Origin of the sequence: Streptomyces chrestomyceticus JCM 4735 (assembly GCF_003865135.1) — a bacterium.
Classification (GTDB): Bacteria; Actinomycetota; Actinomycetes; order Streptomycetales; family Streptomycetaceae; genus Streptomyces; species Streptomyces chrestomyceticus.
Genome location: NZ_BHZC01000001.1, coordinates 4,604,935 through 4,624,385 on the forward strand (window position 1 = coordinate 4,604,935; position 19,451 = coordinate 4,624,385).

Annotated in this window: 15 protein-coding genes, 1 tRNA gene and 3 pseudogenes; 13 read left to right on the plus strand and 6 right to left on the minus strand. The window is 71.8% G+C overall.

Going from position 1 to position 19,451, the window contains the following annotated elements; genetic code table 11:
• The first annotated feature begins 156 nt into the window (after positions 1–156).
• The 3 genes from EJG53_RS43930 to EJG53_RS19750 are packed head-to-tail and all read left to right on the plus strand — an operon-like array spanning position 157 to position 1,897.
• Entirely contained in the window at positions 157–852 is a 696-nt protein-coding gene (locus tag EJG53_RS43930) for a dual OB domain-containing protein (RefSeq protein WP_371858805.1), read from the plus strand.
• On the plus strand, positions 849–1,463 hold the full coding sequence (locus EJG53_RS19745) for a DUF488 domain-containing protein (protein ID WP_125045949.1): 615 nt from the start codon (positions 849–851) through the stop codon (positions 1,461–1,463). The genes EJG53_RS43930 and EJG53_RS19745 overlap by 4 nt, the downstream gene beginning before the upstream one ends.
• Positions 1,460–1,897 (plus strand): DUF488 domain-containing protein, encoded by a 438-nt coding sequence (locus tag EJG53_RS19750; protein ID WP_125045950.1) that lies wholly within the window; start codon positions 1,460–1,462, stop codon positions 1,895–1,897. The genes EJG53_RS19745 and EJG53_RS19750 overlap by 4 nt, the downstream gene beginning before the upstream one ends.
• 103 nt (positions 1,898–2,000) lie before the next feature.
• On the opposite strand, the gene EJG53_RS19755 is transcribed toward EJG53_RS19750, so the two are convergent.
• Together EJG53_RS19755 and EJG53_RS19760 are read right to left on the minus strand one after the other, a co-directional pair.
• Positions 2,001–2,088: transfer RNA gene (locus EJG53_RS19755), tRNA-Ser, on the minus strand.
• A 43-nt stretch (positions 2,089–2,131) separates the two neighbouring features.
• Positions 2,132–3,295 carry a S1C family serine protease gene (locus tag EJG53_RS19760; protein WP_371858703.1) on the minus strand — a complete coding sequence of 388 codons (1,164 nt, stop codon included), beginning with the start codon at positions 3,293–3,295 and terminating at the stop codon, positions 2,132–2,134.
• A 971-nt stretch (positions 3,296–4,266) separates the two neighbouring features.
• On the opposite strand from EJG53_RS19760, the gene EJG53_RS19765 reads away from it, so the two are divergent.
• The 3 genes and pseudogenes from EJG53_RS19765 (at position 4,267) to EJG53_RS19775 (ending at position 7,562) form a co-directional block, all read left to right on the plus strand.
• The gene (locus EJG53_RS19765) at positions 4,267–5,109 is read left to right on the plus strand and encodes a glycerophosphodiester phosphodiesterase (protein ID WP_125045951.1); all 843 of its coding nucleotides are present in this window, start codon (positions 4,267–4,269) and stop codon (positions 5,107–5,109) included.
• A gap of 149 nt (positions 5,110–5,258) precedes the next feature.
• Positions 5,259–5,963 carry an ATP-binding protein gene (locus EJG53_RS19770; protein WP_371858806.1) on the plus strand — a complete coding sequence of 235 codons (705 nt, stop codon included), beginning with the start codon at positions 5,259–5,261 and terminating at the stop codon, positions 5,961–5,963.
• Between the two features lie 631 nt (positions 5,964–6,594).
• Positions 6,595–7,562: pseudogene (locus EJG53_RS19775) on the plus strand (DUF5926 family protein).
• A 438-nt stretch (positions 7,563–8,000) separates the two neighbouring features.
• Here the strand turns inward: EJG53_RS19775 and EJG53_RS19780 are convergent.
• The gene (locus EJG53_RS19780; RefSeq protein ID WP_125045953.1) at positions 8,001–8,675 is read right to left on the minus strand and encodes a hypothetical protein; all 675 of its coding nucleotides are present in this window, start codon (positions 8,673–8,675) and stop codon (positions 8,001–8,003) included.
• Positions 8,676–8,958: 283 nt separating this feature from the next.
• Positions 8,959–9,677: pseudogene (locus tag EJG53_RS19785) on the minus strand (bifunctional DNA primase/polymerase).
• A 647-nt stretch (positions 9,678–10,324) separates the two neighbouring features.
• Here EJG53_RS19785 and EJG53_RS42605 point away from each other — a divergent pair.
• The gene (locus tag EJG53_RS42605; RefSeq protein WP_244955231.1) at positions 10,325–12,121 is read left to right on the plus strand and encodes a PP2C family protein-serine/threonine phosphatase; all 1,797 of its coding nucleotides are present in this window, start codon (positions 10,325–10,327) and stop codon (positions 12,119–12,121) included.
• 126 nt (positions 12,122–12,247) lie between these two features.
• Entirely contained in the window at positions 12,248–13,720 is a 1,473-nt protein-coding gene (locus EJG53_RS19800) for an aminopeptidase P family protein (RefSeq protein ID WP_125045954.1), read from the plus strand.
• An 81-nt stretch (positions 13,721–13,801) separates the two neighbouring features.
• Here EJG53_RS19800 and EJG53_RS19805 read toward each other — a convergent pair whose 3' ends face one another.
• The gene (locus tag EJG53_RS19805) at positions 13,802–14,593 is read right to left on the minus strand and encodes a TetR/AcrR family transcriptional regulator (protein ID WP_125045955.1); all 792 of its coding nucleotides are present in this window, start codon (positions 14,591–14,593) and stop codon (positions 13,802–13,804) included.
• 326 nt (positions 14,594–14,919) lie between these two features.
• On the opposite strand from EJG53_RS19805, the gene EJG53_RS19810 reads away from it, so the two are divergent.
• The gene (locus EJG53_RS19810) at positions 14,920–15,498 is read left to right on the plus strand and encodes a hypothetical protein (protein ID WP_125045956.1); all 579 of its coding nucleotides are present in this window, start codon (positions 14,920–14,922) and stop codon (positions 15,496–15,498) included.
• Positions 15,499–15,539: 41 nt separating this feature from the next.
• On the opposite strand, the gene EJG53_RS19815 is transcribed toward EJG53_RS19810, so the two are convergent.
• Positions 15,540–16,031, minus strand: coding sequence for an ATP-binding protein (locus EJG53_RS19815; protein ID WP_125045957.1), 492 nt, complete (start codon positions 16,029–16,031; stop codon positions 15,540–15,542).
• Between the two features lie 285 nt (positions 16,032–16,316).
• Between EJG53_RS19815 and EJG53_RS19820 the strand changes: the two genes are divergently transcribed.
• The 4 genes and pseudogenes from EJG53_RS19820 to EJG53_RS19840 form a co-directional block, all read left to right on the plus strand.
• Entirely contained in the window at positions 16,317–17,159 is an 843-nt protein-coding gene (locus tag EJG53_RS19820; RefSeq protein ID WP_125045958.1) for a hypothetical protein, read from the plus strand.
• A gap of 194 nt (positions 17,160–17,353) precedes the next feature.
• On the plus strand, positions 17,354–18,154 hold the full coding sequence (locus EJG53_RS19830; RefSeq protein ID WP_125045960.1) for a YcnI family copper-binding membrane protein: 801 nt from the start codon (positions 17,354–17,356) through the stop codon (positions 18,152–18,154).
• Positions 18,155–18,233: 79 nt separating this feature from the next.
• Positions 18,234–18,884 (plus strand): SCO family protein, encoded by a 651-nt coding sequence (locus EJG53_RS19835; protein ID WP_125045961.1) that lies wholly within the window; start codon positions 18,234–18,236, stop codon positions 18,882–18,884.
• Positions 18,881–19,321, plus strand: a pseudogene (locus EJG53_RS19840) (copper chaperone PCu(A)C); the annotation flags it as partial. The gene EJG53_RS19835 and the pseudogene EJG53_RS19840, both read left to right, overlap by 4 nt.
• Positions 19,322–19,451 lie beyond the last annotated feature (130 nt).

The window sequence follows — 19,451 nt, forward strand, 5'->3', positions numbered from 1 at the left end:
CCGCTGACGGCTCGCCAAGGCCCCGCTCCGAGCATGCCGACTCTCGCCCCAAAACTGGCCGATAGAGGTGGTCACTTGAGTGACACCCGTCGCTTCGTGTTAGTGCACTGCGTAATCTTCACGAACGCAGCCAGGGCATCAGCTTCGGGGGGCCGCATGACACATTTCAAAAGGCTCGTATGTTTAGCAAACTCCCGCAAAGGCGGGGAGCGATGCGTCGCGGGCATGGTTGTCGATTCACAGCAATGGATACGCCCGGTCAGCGCACGAATAAACCACGAGATATCCAGACAAGAGCGGCAGTACACAGACGGATCGGACCCACGAGTCCTCGATATCATCGACGTACCCCTCCTCCACCACCAGCCGAGCAGCTACCAGAGCGAGAATTGGCTCCTCGACCCTCGCCGCCACTGGAAGAGGTCAGGCAGAGCCGAATGGAACCAGCTACTGACAGCGGAACAGCGCCCAAGCAGTTTATGGACCAATGGACACAGCACGCCCGGCCGCCTCAACGACCGGATACCCATTGAAGAAGCAGTAACGTTGCCGGACTCTCTCAGGCTCGTCCGCGTGAGCCGTGTGACATTGCGCCTGCACCCCCCGAACGCTTCTTCCGACGCTGCGAAGCGGCCCATGGACGCGGTGTTCAGACACGCCGGCCGTCTTTACATCATGCGGGTGACCGACCCCGAGTACGAACTGGCATACCGCAACAAGCCCGGAAAGGTTCACGAACTGGGTGAATCGTTTCTCACGGTAAGCCTCGGCGAAGAGTTCAAAGGCTATGCTTATAAATTAGCGGCAGCCATCATCGAGCGAGCAAAGATCGAAGCGGGCAGCAAGACATGACCATAAGCACCGTGTACACAGTCGGCCACTCCACGCACAGCATGTCGCAGTTCTTGAGCCTGCTCCAAAAACATGAGATCACAGCAGTCGCCGATGTGCGGTCGACGCCCGCCAGCAGGTTCACACCCCAGTTCAACCGGCACTCGGTGACACCCGCCCTGCACGACGCCGGCATCAAATACGTCTTCCTCGGCAAGGAACTCGGAGCACGCCCCGACAACGCCGCTTGCTACGTCGACGGCCGGGTGAATTTCAGCCGCCTCGCACAGACCCCTGACTTCATCAGCGGCATCGACCGATTGCAGAACGGTGCACAGCACGAGCGAATCGCCGTCATGTGCGCCGAGCAAGAACCTCTTGACTGCCACCGTTGCATACTCGTCTCGCGCGTGCTCGGAGAACACGGAACCACGGTCGAGCACATTCACAGCGACGGCCACGTCGAGAGTCACGCCGCAGCCATGCGGCGCTTGATGGCTGTTTTTGGACTGGATCAGGCCGAGCTGTTCCGTACGCCGGACGAGCGGCTTCAGGAGGCGCTCAGCCGCCAGGAACAGCGGATCGCATACGTCAACGAGGAACTCCACACCAACGGGGCGCCGAATAAATGAAACTATACACGATCGGCTTCACAAAGAAATCCGCCGAAAAGTTCTTTGGATTACTGCGCCAGGCCGGAGTGTCCACACTGGTCGATGTGCGGCTGAACAACGTCTCACAATTGTCCGGCTTCGCCAAACGTGACGACCTGAAGTATTTCCTGAGCGAGCTTTGCGGTACGCAATACACCCACCGTACCGATCTGGCACCGACCCAGCCCATGCTCGACGACTACAAGAAGCGAGACGTCGGCTGGGCCACCTACGAAGCACAGTTCCTGGACCTGATGCAGAGTCGCCACATCGAGAACACCGTCCCGCAGGAACTGCTCGACAACGCGGTCCTGCTGTGCAGCGAGCACAGTGCGCAGCAGTGCCATCGCCGACTGGTTGCGGAATACCTCGCGCAGCAGTGGGTCGACGTATCCATCGAACACCTGGCATAGGTCCCAGCCACGCCGCCCGGGGACCGGGGCCATCGGGCCAGCAGGCAGCACCGGGAAGCGAACGGCCCCCGACCAGACTTGCCGGTCAGGGGCCGTACACGTGCGGAGGCTGTGGGATTTGAACCCACGGTGAGGGGTTACCTCACGACAGTTTTCAAGACTGTTCCCTTAGGCCGCTCGGGCAAGCCTCCCCGCGCACCGCCGTGACGGTGGCGCGGGGATCAGACTAGCGCGTCACTTGTCGCCCGTGCGTTGGCCCAGGGTCACCTGGGCGGTGTGCTCCTTGCCGCCGCGCTTGTAGGTGAGGGTCACCTTGTCGCCCGGCTTGTGCTGGTAGATGGTGCTGATCAGGGTGGGGCCGCTGTCGATCACGGTGTTGTCGAGCTTGGTGATCGTGTCGCCGGGCTTCAGGCCGGCCTTGTCGGCGGGGCCGTTCGGGGTGATCGCGGCGGAGCCGTCGGCGCCGCCGTTCTGGGGGATGGTCGCGCCGTCGCCGGTGTCGCGCATCAGGACCTGCGCGCCGATCTGCGGGTAGACCGGCTGGCCCTTCTTGATCAGGTCGTCGGCGACCCGCTTGGCCTGGTCGATCGGGATGGCGAAACCGAGGCCGATGCTGCCGGACTGCTGGCTCTCGCCGCCGAAACCGCCGCCGCCGTTGCCCGCGGACTGGATCGCCGAGTTGATGCCGATGACGCTGCCGGAGGCGTCCATCAGGGGGCCGCCGGAGTTGCCCGGGTTGATCGAGGCGTCCGTCTGCAGGGCGCTCATGTACGAGGGGGTGGCGCCGCCGCCGTCGCTGGAGGCCACCGGGCGGTTCTTGGCGCTGATGATGCCGGTGGTGACGGTGCCGGAGAGGCCGAAGGGCGCGCCGATGGCGATCGTCGCGTCGCCCACCTGGACGTTGGCGGACTTGCCGAGCGGGAGCGGGACGAGGTTGGCGTCGGAGGGGTTCTTGAGCTTGATGACGGCGACGTCGTAGCCCTGGGCCCGGCCGATGACCTCGGCGTCGTACTTCTTGCCGTTGGAGAACGTGGCGGTCAGTTTGCCGCCCTGGGCGGCGCTGGCGACGACGTGGTTGTTGGTGAGGATGTGGCCCTGCTTGTCGTAGACGAAGCCGGTGCCGGTGCCGCCCTCGCCGGTCGCGCCCTGCGCCTCGATCGTCACGACGCTGGGCAGCGCCTTCTGCGCTATCCCGGAGACGGAGGTGGGCTTGCGGTTGAGCGCCTCGGGGTCGCCGGAGGCGGAGACCGTCGTGGAGTTCGTGTCGGAGCGGTTGGCGGCCCAGAAGCCGATGCCGCCGCCGATGCCGCCGGCCACCAGCGCGGCGACGAGTACGGCGGCGACCAGGCCGCCGTTGCGGCGCTTCTTCGGCGCGGGCGCGCCCGGGGCGCCCCACACGCCGTCCGGGCCGCCCGCGCCGCCGCCTCCGTAACCGGGCGGGGGGCTGCCCCAGCCGCCCGAGGAGGCGCCGTGTGCCGCCGTCGCGTACGGAGGCGGCGTGGTCGTGTGGTGGCCTTCGCCACCGGGGTGGGCCGGACCGCCCGGGTAGGGGGCGCCGGCCGGGTGGCCCGGATGGGGCTGGGTGCCGGGGTGGGGCTCGCCGCCGGCGGGTGGTTGGGCGTGGGCGCCTGCGTGCGGGGCGTCGGCCTGGTGAGAGCCGTCAGCCGGGTGCGGGCCGTCCTGCGGGGCCGTGGGCTTGGAGAACTGCTGCGTGCGGTCGGGGCGCCGGGCTCGGTGCCGTTCGCCGGGCCTGCCTGGCCGACCGGGGCCGCTTCGCCCGTCGCGCCCGTCCGGCCGGCCGTCGGTGCGAAATCCGGCGGCGGGGGCGCGGCGGGCGGGGTGGCTGCAGGAGCGGGGGCGGAGGGCGCTCTGGGCGCGTCGTGCGCCCCCGATGCGCCCGGCGCGTTGTGCGCGGCGGGTGCGCCCGGCGCATGCGGTGCCCCCGGCGCGCCCGCCGCGTCCCGTGCGCCCGCGCCGTCCGCAGGGCGCGCACCGGACTCGGGTGCGCTGTCCGACGCCTGGGGCGCCGACGGCGGCTGGGCCTCCGGCGGGACGGCGGCGCCCTCGTTCTCGGTGCTCACGGCTCTCTCCTCAGCTTCACGACGGTGCCGGGCCACGGCCCGGCCTCTCCTTCAGGATGCGGTTCGGTGTCCAGGATGCGGTGCGCAACCCTGGCGTACGGGCTACGGGCAGGCGGTACCGGCGACTGTCACAGGTGCCAGCCTTTCCCACCGCGCGTCAGGGCGCTGTAAGCCGAGGCTGTGACTGTCTCTCCATCCTTTATGCCGGACAAAAACGGCGCATCTGTTGTTATGCGGATCAGGTAGTGCACAAGGCGCCCCACCTGCGGGCGATGGCACGATAACCCGGTGACCACCGCGTACCCGCTCCGGGACCGCACCCCGGGCCCATCCCGCATTTCCGTCGTAGCCCATCGTGGCGCGTCCGAGGACGCGCCGGAACACACCCTGGCCGCCTACCGCCGGGCGATCGAGGACGGCGCCGACGCGCTGGAGTGCGATGTGCGGCTCACCGCCGACGGCCACCTCGTCTGCGTGCACGACCGCCGGGTCAACCGCACCTCCAACGGGCGCGGCGCGGTCTCCGCCCTGGAGCTGGCCGATCTGGCCGCGCTGGACTTCGGCTCCTGGAAGGAGGACGAGGACGGCACCTGGGAGGCGCCGGACCGCCAGCACGAGGACCCGGAACGCACGTCCGTCCTGACCCTGGAACGACTTCTCGAACTCGTGTCCGACGCCGGCCGCCGCGTCGAGCTGGCCATCGAGACCAAGCACCCCACCCGCTGGGCCGGCCAGGTGGAGGAGCGGCTGGTCGCCCTACTGGAGAGATTCGGCCATACCCGGGCGTCGGACGGGGGTCCGCCGCCCGTCCGGGTGATGAGTTTCTCGGCCCGCTCCCTGCACCGCGTACGGGCCGCGGCCCCCGACATCCCTGGTGTCTACCTCATGCAGTTCCTGACGCCGCGCCACCGCGACGGGCGGCTGCCGCCCGGTGTGGGCATCGCGGGACCGGGCGTCCGCATCCTGCGCGCGCACCCCGACTACGTGTCCAAGGCGCACCGCGCGGGCCACCAGGTGCACGTCTGGACCGTCAACGACGAGGCGGATGTCGAGCTGTGTGAACGCCTGGGAGTGGACGCAATCATCACCAATCGCCCCAAACAGGTGCGAGCCCAACTGGGCCTGGGTTAACAGGCGTCACGGGGAGTGCACCGGCGCATTCGGCCCGTATTCGATCGTCACGAGTGCGTCACCGCACCGGGACTGGCCGGTTTCCGGTCCAGGCCATTGGGGCATCCATCCCGTGGCGTGGGGCGAAGGAGGTCTCGGGGGTGGCGTTGATGGTGGCACAAGAGGTGCCGACGGCGTCGGTCATGGCCGTACCCCATGGTCCGTCAGGGGTCGGGTCGGCCAGGCGGCGCATGCGGGCCGAGCTGCTGGCAAGCGGCGTTCAGGACACGGTCGTCGACGACGCGGTACTCATTCTTTCCGAACTGCTGAGCAATTCGTGTCGGCACGCACGTCCGATATGCGTGCTGGAGGCGCCGGGTTCCGTACGGGACTCCGCCCACGACACGGCACCGGACGCGATACGCGCGGCGTGGCGCATCGACGGACACGGCCAGTTGACCATCGCGGTCACCGACGGCGGCGGCCCGACCCGGCCGCAACCAGCCACTCCGTCGGTCACCGCGAAGGGCGGCCGCGGGCTGGCGATCATCCGGTCCCTCGCCAAGGAATGGGGCGTGGAGCACACGGAGGGTGAGGTGACGGTCTGGGCTCTGCTCGCCCTGCACGGCCTCCGCAGCGCGTTCGCTACGCGCGTGGACCTCCCCGTGGAGCTGGCCGCCGACTTCTCCGGCGCGGGGCTCAACGGGCGTCCCGAAGGGCTGCCCGCCGGGCGGGTCAACGGGCGCACCAACGGTGTCGTGCAAGGGCGCGGGCCCGGACGGGAGACCGGGCCCGGGCGGGACATGGCACCCGGGCGGGAGACGGCCGCCAGGGCGGAGCTGTCGCTGGTGGAGTGTGACCGTTCGAACGGGTGAGGGAGCGGACGGGCTCGGATACAGGGCCTCCGGCTCCCGAGGTCCGGGCTCAGGCCCGGACCGCCTCACCAGCCTCATCGGGCCCCGAGGCCGCCGTGTGAACCGGTCAGCCGGTCAGCGAGGCGGCTTGCGGGCCTTGCGAAGGCCGCTTGAGGGCTGCGGAGGCGGCCTGAGGGCCTGCGCGGGCGGTTCGAGGACCCGGGGAAGTGGTCCGGAGGGTCTGCGAGGGCGGTTTGAGGCCCCGTGGAGGCGGTCTGAGGGCCTGCGAAGCGGCCCGAAGTGCCTAAGAGGCGCCTGAGAACCCGTCGGCCACCGATCCGGCCGGCGAGCCCGTCCGCCCCGGCCTACGCGCCCCGCAGCCGCCCCTGCGCGCCGCGCCGTACCCCCGCCGTCCCGGGCGCCGACACGGCGATACGACGGCGAACGGGCACGCGGGACCAATTCCGTTGCCCTGCGCGGCCACAAGTGGTGGACGGGCGGCGGGCGGACGCGGCCGGGGCGCCGCGCCGTCCCCTTCCTGAGCAGCGCGCGGCCACCGGCCGCAGCGCGCGCCGCGACGCCGGGCCCAGTCGTCTAGGCTCGCGCCGGAACGCGTCCGTACGCCCAGGATCGACCAGGAGAAAGCCTCGCCATGGCCAAGAAGCGCCGTCCCCAGACCAAGGCCGCAGCACCGCAGATCAAGGACGGCGAGATTCCCGTCGTCGGGGCGCGTGAGCCCTGCCCCTGTGGCTCGGGCCGCCGCTACAAGGCGTGTCACGGCCGGAGCGCGGCGCACGCCGTCACCGAGCTGGTGCAGCGCCCCTTCGAGGGCCTGCGGGGCGAGTGCGACTGGGTGGCGCTGCGGGAGCTGGTGCCCGCCGCCACCGTCGAGTTGAAGCTCAAGGACGGGCTGCCCGAGGGCGTGCCGTCGGTGACGCTGGCGACCGTCCTGCCCATGGCCTGGCCCGCGCTGCGTCGCGACAACGGCGCCGTCCTGCTCGGCCTGCAGAACGACACCGCCTCCGGGGACCTCAGCCGCGACCTCGCCGACACGCTGCGCCGCGCGCTGGCCGCCGAGCCGGGCACGCCGGTCGCCGCCGAGCGTGCCGCGGCGGACGGTCCGCGCCTGCAGGACCTGCTGGACCCGGACGCGCCCTTCGAGCCGCAGGTGCACTCCGGCTTCGAGTTCTGGGTGGAGGACGCCGAGAACGCGACGGGCGAGGTCGCCGCCTCCCTGGAGCGGGCGAACGCCGCCGCCATCCCGACCGCCCGGCTGGACGGCCTGGAGGGCGCCTACTGGTGCGAGACCCCGAGAAGAACCACCTGCGCTGGGTGATGGACCACCCGGAGGAGAAGCTGCTGGACGCGCTGGCCCGGCTGCACGCCGCCGGTACGTCCTCGCTCGGCGAAGGCACCCGTCTGGTCGGTTCGTTCCGCGCGCACGGCCTGGTCGTGCCGGTCTGGGACCTGCCCTCCGGGATGGGCGCCGACGACGTTGCCAAGCCGGCCGCCGCCTTCGCGGAGCGGCTCGCCACGGCGCTCGCCACGGACGCCCCGCTGACTCCGGAGGAGCGCCGTGCCCGCGGTGGCCTCACCAACCGTCAGGTGACGCTGAGCTGAACGTGTCCCGAGGGGCGCGGGACGGCGTTCCGGGCGTGACTCCGGTCACAAGTCGCCGTACCGACCGGTAAATACGCGTCCGGAATTCCACGATCGAATTTGCGAACCGCCGATCTCTTGTTACCGTTCTAGGAGCCCGGTCGCTGGTGCATCCCCCGTCGCCAGCGACCGGGCGCTTCCATGCCCGCGTCCGGCCGGACCGGGCGGACCGCCCCGGCGCCGCGACACCGCCGCGGGGCACCCTCCCCGCGAGACCGGCCCACCGCGCCTCCTGTGCGCCCGCCTCCCGCCACCTCAGGCCCACTGCGGACTTCCCCGTCGGCCCGCTCACCACCACGGCCGCCAGCCCCCGTCAGGCCCCGTACCGGCCGCCTCGGACGACATCGGCGACCCACCGGCGCGCCGGTCCCCCAGCACGCACCCGCCGCTCCCGCACCATCATTGGTCCGAACCACCGGCATCCGGCGCGGCGTTGCTGCCGGAGCGCAGCAGCTTGCGCTCGCCCCGCGCGTCGGCGATTTCCACGACCGCGGTGTACGGCGCCCGGTCGCCGCCGACCGTCGCCTCCCTCGGGGTTTCACAGGTGGCGGGCTCGTCACCGGCCGGCAGGTCGCAGTGCGCCTGTACGGTCCGGCCGTCCGGCCGCAGCAGGGACAGGACGGCGCGCAGGGGCTTGCCGGAGGTGTTGCGGTAGTACGTACGCCCCCAGGTCAGACCGCCCTCGGTGAGCACACACGTTTGAGCTTCCACTCCTTCGGGTGCGGCGAGTTCGGGGCCGCAGCGGGTGGTGCGGCGGCCGTCGGCTGCCGTACCGGAATCGCTACGGGGACCGCTACGGGAGTCAGTACGCGGATCGGTACGGGAATCGGCGGGCGCACCCGTACGGGGGACCGGATGCGCGCCACGAGACGGGCCCGGTGCCGGGCCCCGCGCGGCGGACGCCCGCGTACCGACCGGAACATCAGCGTCCGGATGTGCAGCACTCGCGGAGCCATCGGCCGCCGACCGATCGGATTCGGCCGGACCGGCGGTCGCGGCCGCCAGCGGCAGCGCGACGGCGAGCGCGACCGTGCTCGCCAGCGCGATCATGCGGAGATTCGGCGCACGCTCCATGGGACCACCTGGATCTGTCAGGGCGACGGAGTTGACCGCCGGATTGACGGTGCGCCGAACATATCGGCCCGGAACGGTCACATACCGGGCCCGTGCCCCCGAATCCCCGCCAACACCGGGCAGCTCACACCCGTACGAGTGAACCGCCCGCGCGTCCTTTGTCCACGCGGAGCGGTGGGAAGGGGTATCCGGGGTCTGGGGGTGTCCAGAGTGGAGGCGCCGGGCGGGCGCGCCCGAGCCTGGCGGTTCAGTACGCGCGTCGGCACGCCGGCCGGTCCGCGCCTCAGTAAGCGAGCCGGCTGCCGCCGTCCGGCGCGCTGGTGCTCGCGGTGACCAGGGCGTCCACGATCGTCTCCACCCGCGGCAGCCAGGGCGCGGCCGGGCCGGTGCCCGGCGACCGCTCCCAGCGCACCTTGCCCGCGCCGATCTGCGAGGGCGGCAGCACCACGTAACCCCCTCGCCGTGAAAGCGCAACGAGCTGGGCACCCAGTCCCGGGAGTGCAGCAACTCGCCCAGTTCCGCGAGGGAGTACGGGGCGACCAGCAACGACCATCGGGTGGGGGTGGCGACGACCGGGCCGGTCCGGACGCCGAAGTGGTCCAGGGCGGTCAGCGCCCGCGCGCCGGCGACGGCCGGCAGGCTCAGCGCGCAGGGCGCACGGCCGCCGGTGGCCAGCAGGAGGGGTGCGGTCGGCCGGTTCGTCCACCACCAACGCACCATGCGGGCATCGGTGGTGGCGGCGAACAGCCCGGGGTCGAAGGGGTGCGCGCCGGGCACCACGCAGTCCGGGTCCGGGCAACTGCACGGGCGCGGCCCGCGCTCGGCACGCCCCCAGCCACCGGGCGGCTTGCCGCCCGCCGGTTTCCCGCCGGTCCGCAGTCCGACGCCCGGGAGTACGGGCCACTGCCACTCGGTGGCGCAGTGGAGCGCCGCACCGAGCAGCGCCGACCTTCCGCCGCGCCGGAGCTGGAGCTTGCGTCGCCTTCCGAGGATCTCGCGCATGAGCGCTCGTTCCTTTCCGTTAACGCCGAGGGCTATGTCCATCGCACTACATGCCGGTTCATGCCGCTTCGTGGCGTTCTTCGGTGGCTCCTGCGAACCCCTGACGCCACGTGGATCTCTGGTCACTGCGTGTACAGAGCAGCGCATCACGCCATACGCCGAGCGTGGAACGTGGCGGAGGGTGGCGCACGCATGGCGCTTGCTGTCCCGTGAAGCAGATCCGCCACTTGGGGGTGCGGTGCGGCGCGGTCGTCGCCGTGTTAGACGCCCGTGCCCGTCGGAGAGTTCCGGCGCGGCCCCAACTGACTCCGCGCCTTTCCGAGTACGTACCCGCCATGGTGGTGATGACGCACTGTCGAACGTCGCCAGTCGACCTCAAATTGACGTTCGGGGGGATATTTTCCGGCCAACTTCCTCGTCCCGCTGACACCACAAACCCCATGGGGACAATGCTGGACATCGTGTCACTGCGGCGTGTACATGTGGAGGCATTGATAGCGGAGCAGCATGACATGGGGGTTTGCGATGCTATTGAGGAAATTGAGCAGTTCGACACATTACTCAACAACACTCAACAAAACGCCGCAGCCTGCCTCCACATGCGGCCTGACCTGGGGATTCACCCGACGCTACGTAAGCCGTCGGCCATGACCACCCCTCACGTTCCGAAAGTGGCTGGAATCGAACCAGCACTTCCCGCCCCCACGCACACTGCCGAGTCCGCCACCGCATCAGCCCCGGCGGACACCCCGCCCGAGTCCCGCCGCACGGCCGCCCAGGACCGGCTCGCCGGATGGATCTCCGACCTCACCACGCTGCACGGCCTCACCGAGCGGCTGGCCCGTACGCGGACCCTCGACGCCGCCCTCCAGGAACTGCTGCGTGCCGGCGCCTCCCTCGTGGGCGCCCGGCGCGGGCTGGTGGTCCTCGAACCGTCCGACGGCCTCGGGCCGGACACCACCATCGGCCTCGGACTCGGCCGGGCGGACATCGGCCACCTCGAGACCGTGCCGCGCCGCGCGCAGTCCTTCGGCCGGATCCTCGACGGGTTGCCGGTGACGGACGGGCTGACCACGCAAGACGGTCTGTCACCGAGAGACGGCCCGCCCACCGACGGATGCCCGGCCGACGCACCCGCCGACCACGGCGCGGACGGCCCCGGACCGAACGGCCTACAGGGCGGCGTGTCTGCGGGCAGCCTACAGGGCGGCGCGGCGTCGGACGACGGGCGTACGGACAACCGCGGCCCGTACAGACCCGGCCCGGTCAGCCCAGGTACGTACAGCCCAGGTACGTACAGCCCAGGCCCGGACAACTCCGGCTGCGTGGCCTGCGGGCGCGGCCACATCGCCCAGCCCGACATCCCCGGCGAACCCGGCCTCGACCCCCGCCTGCGGGAAGTCGCCGCCCGCCTCGGATACGCGGCCAGTTACGCCGTACCGCTGGAGGCCGGCTCCGTAGGCCGGTTCGGCGCGGCGGTCTGGCTCTACGACGAACCCGCCGCCCCCGCCGAGCGGCAGCGCCACCTCGTCGGCCGCTACCTCGCGTACGCCACCGAACACCTCGCCCGCCTCCTCGAACTGCACCGCCAGCGGCAGGCCGTGGCGACGCTGCGCGAGGAACTGCTGCCCAGCAGGCTGCCCCGGGTCCCCGGCGTACGGCTCGCGGTACGGCACGGCTCCGGGCCGCTCGGCGGCGGCGACTGGTACGACGCGCTCCCGCTGCCGGACGGCGCGCTGGGCCTGGCGGTCGGCTCCGTCACCGGCTCGGGGCCGGGCGCGGTGGCCGCCATGGGACGGCTGCGCGCCTCGCTCCGCGCGTACGCGGTGATGGAGGGCGAGGACCCGGTCGCGGTCCTCTCCGACCTGGAACTGCTGCTGCGGCTGACCGAGCCGGCCCGCAGCGCGACGGCCCTGTTCGCCTTCGCCGAGGCGCCGCCGGGCGTGCCGGGAGCCGGGCCGGGACCGGGAGCCGGGCCGGGGGCGGGGGCCGGACCGCGGACGGATGCCGGACCGGTGACGGGTGCCGGACCGGGTACGCCACCGGCCCCCGGCATGCCTGTCGCGGCCGGGCGCCGGATCGTGCTGGCCGGGGCGGGGCACTGCCCGCCGTTGATCATCGGTGAGCGCCGTACCGAGTACGTGGAGACCACGCTGTCCGCGCCGCTGGGCATGCTGGCCTGCTGGGAGGCGCCGAGCGTGGAGCTGCGCCCCGCACCAGGAGAAACCCTTCTGCTGTACAGCGACGGGCTGCTGCGCCGCACCGGCGAGCCGATGGACCGCGCCTTCGCCCGGCTGCACGCCGCCGCCGCGGGCGTCCCCCGGGCCGTACGCCACGACCCCGAGGCCCTCACGGACCACCTGCTGCGCACCCTCCTTCCGGAAGGGCTGGACGCCCCGGAGTCCCCGGAGGACGTGGTGCTGCTCACGGCGTACTTCGAGTGACCGCGCGGCCGCACGGGCGCTCCGTCCGCGCGCCCGGAGTGTCTGATACCTCACCGCTTCCCGCCCCTGGACCCCGTTCTCTCCACACTTACGATGGAATGTGGTGCAGTCGTACAAGGAGGCATAGTGACGGACGAGCTCACGCCGGAGACCCCGGGCGAGGACGAGCAGCCGATCAAGCAGCGGAAGAACGGCCTTTACCCGGGCGTATCGGACGAGCTCGCGAAGAACATGCAGTCGGGCTGGGCCGACACCGAGCTGCGCGACCTGGAGCCCGTCGAGCAGGCTCCGTACGCGGCCGAGCGGCGCGCGGCGCTGTCCCGCCGCTTCCCCGGTGAGCGCCTGGTGATCCCGGCGGGCAACCTGAAGACCCGCTCCAACGACACCGAGTACAACTTCCGCGCCGCGACCGAGTTCGTGCACCTCACCGGTGACCAGACCGAAGACAGCGTGCTGGTCCTGGAACCCCGCGCGGACGGCGAGGGCCACGACGCGACGCTCTACCGGCTGCCCCGCTCCGACCGCGGGAACGGCGAGTTCTGGCTGGACGGCATGGGTGAGCTGTGGGTCGGCCGCCGCCACAGCCTGACCGAGGCCGCGGCGCTGCTCGGCCTGCCCTGCGCGGACGTGCGCGAGCTGCCCGACGCGCTGCGCGCGGCGAGCGGTCCGGTCCGGGTGGTGCGCGGCCACGACGCCGGCATCGAGGAGGCCCTGGCGGGCCAGGTCACCGCCGAGCGCGACGAAGAGCTGCGGGAGTACCTCTCCGAGGCGCGCCTGGTGAAGGACGCCTTCGAGATCGGCGAGCTGCAGAAGGCGGTCGACTCGACCGTGCGCGGCTTCGAGGACGTCGTGAAGGTCCTGGACAAGGCCGAGGCGACCAGCGAGCGCTACATCGAAGGAACGTTCTTCCTGCGGGCCCGCGTCGAGGGCAACGACGTCGGCTACGGCTCGATCTGCGCCGCCGGACCGCACGCCACCACGCTGCACTGGGTCCGCAACAACGGCCAGGTCCGCTCCGGCGACCTGCTGCTGCTGGACGCGGGCGTGGAGACCACCAGCCTCTACACCGCCGACGTCACCCGTACGCTGCCGATCAACGGCACGTACAGCGACCTCCAGCGCAAGATCTACGACGCGGTGTACGAGGCCCAGGAGGCGGGCATCGCGGCCGTCAAGCCGGGCGCCGCGTTCCGCGACTTCCACGACGCGGCGCAGCGCGTGCTCGCCGAGAAGCTGGTCGAGTGGGGCCTGGTCGAGGGCCCGGCGGACCGGGTGCTGGAGCTGGGCCTGCAGCGCCGCTGGACGCTGCACGGCACCGGCCACATGCTCGGCCTGGACGTCCACGACTGCGCCGCCGCCCGTACGGAGACGTACGTCGACGGAGCGCTGGAGCCCGGCATGGTGCTGACCGTCGAGCCCGGCCTGTACTTCCAGGCGGACGACCTGACCGTCCCGGAGGAGTACCGCGGCATCGGCGTCCGCATCGAGGACGACATCCTCGTCACCGAGGACGGCAACCGGAACCTGTCCGCCGCGCTGCCGCGCCGCGCGGACGAGGTCGAGGCGTGGATGGCGGAGCTGACCGGGCAGCGGGGCTGACCGGACGCGAGGCCGAGACGCGGGGCAGACCCCGCAGGCGATCACCGTCGTCGGAAGGCGGCCGGCGGGCTCCCACGGGAGTCACCGGCCGCCTTCGGCGTTCCCGGGGGTCTGCTCGGCGTTCCCTGGGTCCTCCTCGGCCTTCCCGGGGTCCTCCTCGGCGATCCCTGTGTCCCGTACGGGGTCCGCACCGTCCCATACGGGCCCCGCACTGTCCCGTACAGCATCTGCGGCGCCGCCCCGTACGGAATCCTCAGCGCCCGCCGCCGGCGCGAACACCCCGGCCCGAGCCGCCGCCCAGGCCGCCTCGGCGGCGCAGTCGGCCAGCCGGAGGTCGACCGGCCTGCGGGCGATCAGCAGCCGGTAGTAGAACGGCGCGCCCAGGGCGGCCACGACCTCGTCCGGGTCGGCGCCTTCGGGCAGTTCACCGCGCGCCGCAGCACGGGGCACCATGGCGCCGGCCAGCCGCAGCCGCTCGTCGAAGAACTGCCGCAGCACCTCGGCGGCCTCCGGCTGGCGCGCGGCGGCGGACACCACCGCTTCCAGCAGCCCGCAGTAGCGCGGCTCCGTGTAGAAGGCGGCGATCGAACGGGCCAGTGCGCGCAGGTCACCGCGGAGCGTGCCGGTGTCCGGGAGCGGAATCCCGCCACTCAGGTCGGCCATCAGCTCGCAGACGAGCCCCTCGACGGAGCGCCAGCGGCGGTAGATCGTCGCGACGTGGACCCCGGAACGCCGGGCCACCCCCTCCATGGTGAGCGCGGCGTATCCGCCTTCGCCCAGTTCCTCGAAGACCGCGTCCAGTACGGCTTGTCTCGTACGCGCGGTACGTCCCCCCGGCCGGGACGCTCCGGGAGGGGGCTGCGCTGTGCTCACGGCGGCTCCGTATTGCAGTGCGGGTTCAGGCCACGTATCGTCCAGAACACGCTAACGCGAGTCACCTCGCGTTAGGTCGGGTGCGCGTGGTTCCCGCGGCAATCGGGGACGCGACGGGGGACGTCCTTCCCCTGCGGGACCGCGCGGCCCACCACCGGAGGGACGCCGGCACAACCGTCGGCTCCCGGGCACTTCTTCGGCAGGTCGGTACGCGGCACTTCGGCGGGACGCCCCCCGGCCCTTCCGTACCGCTCCTTCGGGGTACCGTCGCGACGCCATGTCGGGCAGGAGATCAGGGGGTCCGACCTGACGAGACGGGACACGCCATGACGCTCACCTTCACCCGCCATCGCAGAGCCGAGCGCTACGAACTGCGCCCGCGCGGCGCCGACCCCGTCCACGTGCACCGTGGCGCGCCCGACGGCCGTGCCCTTCCCGAGGGGTGTGCACCGCGCTTCACTCTTGCGGCCGACCCGGACGGTGCCAGGCCGCTCGCCATCGTCGTCCGGAGGAAGGGCGACGGTCATCTCGCCGTGCTCGCTCCGGATCACGCGCACCTGGCCGAGCTGCGACTGACGCCACGCAAGAAGCTGCGGCGGCCCAAGTACGAGATCCACCTGCCCGGCGGGGAGGTGCTGCGCGGGCGGGAGGGGACCGTGCCGTCGTTGCTCCTGTGGCTGGTGATGCTGCCGTTGGTCCTTGTCTACCTGGTCGCGCTGACGCTCTCCGACATGCCCGCCGACGAGGTCGGTTCTCCCCTGCGGACGGCCTGGAAGCGGCCGGGCGGGCTCATCGGCCGGGTGGCCATGACCGAGTCCGCACGGGGACGCTTCCGTGTGCCGGGTGACGGGCTCGATCACCGGGTGGCGTACGCGCAGGCGGTGGCGAAGTACTGGAAGCAGTGACCCGGGACCGCTGACCGGTCCGTCAGGGAGCCCGGACCCGTTCACGACGCCATCAGCGGTACCTCCTCCTTCCACTTCAGGATCTTGTCGAAGCTGACCACCGCGCCGCGCCGGCCGGTGCGGTTGCGGTAGCGGACGTGGTCGGTCAGGGCCTCGATCAGAAAGAGCCCCCGTCCATGTTCGGCCTGGGCCGGGGCGGGGGCTGCCGTGGGTGGGGGCGGCGCGGGGTCGGGCAGGGCGCTCCGCCCGGGGCGCTTGGGCCTGCGGGCCCGGTCCCGGAAGCCGGGGCCGGAGTCGGTGACTTCGATACGGCAGGTGTCACCGTTGATGAAGGCGGTGACCCGGTAGTCCTCCGTCGCGGCGTCGCCGCCGTGTTCGACGGCGTTGGCACACGCTTCGGTGAGGGCGACGGACAGGTCGTGGGAGATGTCCGGGTCCACCCCGGCCGTCTCCATCGTTCCCAGCAGGAGCCGCCGGGCGAGCGGCACGCTCGCGGCCTCGCGCCGCAGATGCAGGGACCACCAGATGCTCATCGCTGCAGCCTCCTGGTCGCGGCTCGACATATCGATACGTATTGCCGGGGCGCATGGTCCGTAAGCGTGCACCGGACGTGACTCCGCTCATTCGGCGGATGCGCCTCCTGCACCCGCCGGTGTAACGGAGCCTTTCGTGCGCCCGCGCACGCTCCGGCGCGCCGCCCGAGCGCTCCGGAGCCGCCCCCCTGCCCCGTCCCGACCGGAAGGGCGCGATCCGCCCGGTACCGGAGAGGCGGACCTGCCGTATGCGGGCCGTAAGGGCAGTGGGATGATGGCGCGGCCATGACTGCCCCGTCCGACCTCGGAGTGCGCGCCGCCGCCGACCTGCGGCTGCTGAGGGCCGCGGTGTTCACCGCGGTCTGTGTCGCGCTGTCCGCGGCCGGGCACATGATCGGGTCCTGCGCCGCCGTCCCCCTGTGGACGCTGGGCGTGGGCTGCGCGGCGGTCTTCGCCGTCGCAGCGCCGCTGGCCGGGCGGGAACGCTCGCTGCCCGGCATCGCCGTGGCGCTGGCCGTCGGCCAGCTCGCGCTGCACACCGTCTTCGCGCTGGGGCAGCACCGGATGGCCACCGCCCCCGCGGCCGGCCCGGCTCCGGCCGGTGGCGGACTCTCGGACCAGGCGGCCATCTCCCTCGCCCGGCACATCACCTGCGGCCTGGGCGCCGGGCAACTGGACGGCGCGCAAGCGCGCCGCATCCTGCACACCTCGGTCATCGGCCCGGGCGGACCCGCCGCTTCGGCCGGCGGCGCCGGGCACGCCATGGACCCGGCCACCGCCGCCACGGCGGCGCACGGGCTGCTGCCCTCGCTGCCGATGCTGCTGGCGCACCTGCTCGCGGCGCTCGCCGCCGGCTGGCTGCTGCGCCGCGGCGAGGCGGCCCTGTGGCGGCTGGTGCGGCTCTCGGCGCCCGCCGCGCGGGAGGCTTCGGCGGCGGCTGAAGCTCTGGTGGGCGCGCTGCGCGGCGTGCTCGCGCTCGTACGCGCCCTGTGCGCCGGGCTCCTGACGGCGGACGTACGCCCCGTGGCGCGTTTTTCGTACGGGGACGACCAAGCCCGCCCGCAGGAACTCTCGCTCCAGCACAGTGTCGTCAGGCGGGGCCCGCCCGCCCTGGCCCTCGCGGCCTGACGACCACACACCGCACTCCCCGCAGCAGGACCGGGACGGCCCGGCAGGACCGGGACGCCCTGGCAGGACTGGGCACGACCCGGCAGGACCGGGCGCGCTCCGGCGTACGGGAGGAGGCGGCGTGCGCCGTCGTGGCCGCACGCGTGCCAGCCGTTCCTCCCCCGTCCCTCCAGCCTGTGGAGTGCATTTCCGCCATGTCTGAGACCACTGCCGTACCGTCACCGTCCCCCGCCGCACCGTCACAGGGCACCGCCCCGGCCCCGGACGCCCGCCGCCGCGGCCGGCTCGCCCGCCGTCTGCCCGTCGTGGGCGGCCTCGCCGCGGGCGGCGTGCTGCTGCTCGCCGGCCCGGCCTTCGCGCACGTCAGCGTGCAGCCGGGCCAGGCCGAGCAGGGCGGCTACGCGACGATCAACTTCAAGGTCCCCAACGAGCGCGACAACGCCTCGACCGTGAAGCTCGAAGTGACCCTGCCGGCCGACCACCCGCTGGCGTCCGCCATGCCGCAGCCGGTGCCGGGCTGGAAGGTGGACGTCACCAAGTCCAAGCTCGACAAGCCGCTCGAAACGCACGGCAAGAAGCTCACCGAAGCCGTCTCGAAGATCACCTGGACCGCGGACGGCAGCAAGATCGAACCGGGCCAGTTCCAGCAGTTCCCGGTCTCCGTCGGACAGTTGCCCAAGGCCGACAAGCTGGTCTTCAAGGCCCTCCAGACGTACGACAACGACGAGGTCGTACGGTGGATCGAGCCGACCAAGGAGGGCGGCCCCGAGCCGGAGAACCCGGCGCCGGTGCTCGAACTGACCCCCGCGTCCGGCGACGGCCACGGCTCCGGCACGGCCGACGCGAAGAACGCCGGCGGCGACGCGGGCAGCACCCAGCAGGCCGCCGCGGACGGCAGCGACACCACGGCCCGCGTCCTGGGCGGTGCCGGCATCGTCGTCGGCATCATCGGTGTCGCGTTCGGCGTGCTCGCCGGCCGGCGCCGCGGCGCCTGACCCGACCCCGTGCCCGCCCCCGGCGCCCGGCCTCCCGGACGCCGGACCGGCGCACCCTTCCTGAAAACGGAACACGTACATGCGTAAGAGGAACCTGACCGCCGCCGGTATCGCGCTGGTCTCCGCGCTGACCCTGGCCGCCTGCGGCAGCGGCGGCGACAGCGACCAGCCCGCCGCCAGCGTCTCCGGCGGCACCCGCTCCGAGCCGATCGTCACGCTCGACCGGCCCATGGAGAAGCCGGACCTGGTCCTGACGGACACCGAGGGCGAGAAGTACGACCTGATCGAGCAGACCAAGGGCCACCCGACCCTGGTCTACTTCGGCTACACCCACTGCCCGGACGTCTGCCCGCTGACGATGAACAACATCGACGTCGCGATGCGGCAGTTGCCGAAGGCCGAACAGGACGACCTGCGCGTCGTCTTCGTCACCTCGGACCCCGAACGGGACACCCCCGCCGCGCTCAAGAAGTGGCTCGGCGGCATCAACAAGAAGTTCATCGGCCTGACCGGCTCCTTCGACACCATCCAGGCCGGCGCGCGCAGCGTGAACATCGGCATCGAGAAGCCCGTCAAGAAGAAGAACGGCGACGTGGTCTCCACCCACGGAGCGCAGGTCCTGCTCAGCTCCCCCAAGGACGACAAGATCCACTGGATGGGGATGCAGGACGCCGGCGTCGACCACTACTCCAAGGCACTTCCGAAGATCATCAAGGGACAGAACCCGTGAACCGCCGCACCACCCTCGCCGCCGTACTCGCCCTCACCGCCGGATTCGCCCTCGCGGGCTGCGGCGGGGACAGCGCCCCCGAGCTGAAGGTCTCCGGGGCGTACCTGCCGCAGCCGGTCGACCAGAGCATGGCCGGCGCGTTCATGGTCATCGAGAACACCGGCGGTACGGCCGACAAGCTCACCTCCGTCACCAGCGACCTGAGCGACGACGTCACCATCCACACCACCAAGAACAACAAGATGGAGCAGGTCAAGTCCCTGGACATCCCCGCCAACGGCAAGCTCGAACTCGCGCGCGGCGGCAACCACCTGATGTTCATGGGGCTGAAGAGGAAGCCGGCCGAGGGCCAGAAGGTCAGCGTGGAGCTGCACTTCGCCACGGCGAAGGCGATCAAGGTCGAGGTGCCGGTCCGGGCCGCCACCTACGTCCCGAAGGGCAGTGGCTCGGAGGGCGGCGGATCGCACGGCGGCGACTCGCACGGCAGCGGCTCGAAGCACGACGGCATGAAGCACGAGGGATCGATGGACGACCACGCGCAGCACCACTCCGAGAAGTAGGGGGCGC

Bases quoted from the DNA above. Each gene is read 5' to 3' on its own strand.
- EJG53_RS19815 (WP_125045957.1), bottom strand. From the start codon at position 16,031: ATGAGCATCTGGTGGTCCCTGCATCTGCGGCGCGAGGCCGCGAGCGTG.
- EJG53_RS19770 (WP_371858806.1), top strand. From the start codon at position 5,259: ATGGTGGCACAAGAGGTGCCGACGGCGTCGGTCATGGCCGTACCCCAT.
- EJG53_RS43930 (WP_371858805.1), top strand. From the start codon at position 157: ATGACACATTTCAAAAGGCTCGTATGTTTAGCAAACTCCCGCAAAGGC.
- EJG53_RS42605 (WP_244955231.1), top strand. From the start codon at position 10,325: ATGACCACCCCTCACGTTCCGAAAGTGGCTGGAATCGAACCAGCACTT.
- EJG53_RS19820 (WP_125045958.1), top strand. From the start codon at position 16,317: ATGACTGCCCCGTCCGACCTCGGAGTGCGCGCCGCCGCCGACCTGCGG.
- EJG53_RS19745 (WP_125045949.1), top strand. From the start codon at position 849: ATGACCATAAGCACCGTGTACACAGTCGGCCACTCCACGCACAGCATG.
- EJG53_RS19750 (WP_125045950.1), top strand. From the start codon at position 1,460: ATGAAACTATACACGATCGGCTTCACAAAGAAATCCGCCGAAAAGTTC.
- EJG53_RS19780 (WP_125045953.1), bottom strand. From the start codon at position 8,675: ATGGAGCGTGCGCCGAATCTCCGCATGATCGCGCTGGCGAGCACGGTC.
- EJG53_RS19810 (WP_125045956.1), top strand. From the start codon at position 14,920: ATGACGCTCACCTTCACCCGCCATCGCAGAGCCGAGCGCTACGAACTG.
- EJG53_RS19830 (WP_125045960.1), top strand. From the start codon at position 17,354: ATGTCTGAGACCACTGCCGTACCGTCACCGTCCCCCGCCGCACCGTCA.
- EJG53_RS19835 (WP_125045961.1), top strand. From the start codon at position 18,234: ATGCGTAAGAGGAACCTGACCGCCGCCGGTATCGCGCTGGTCTCCGCG.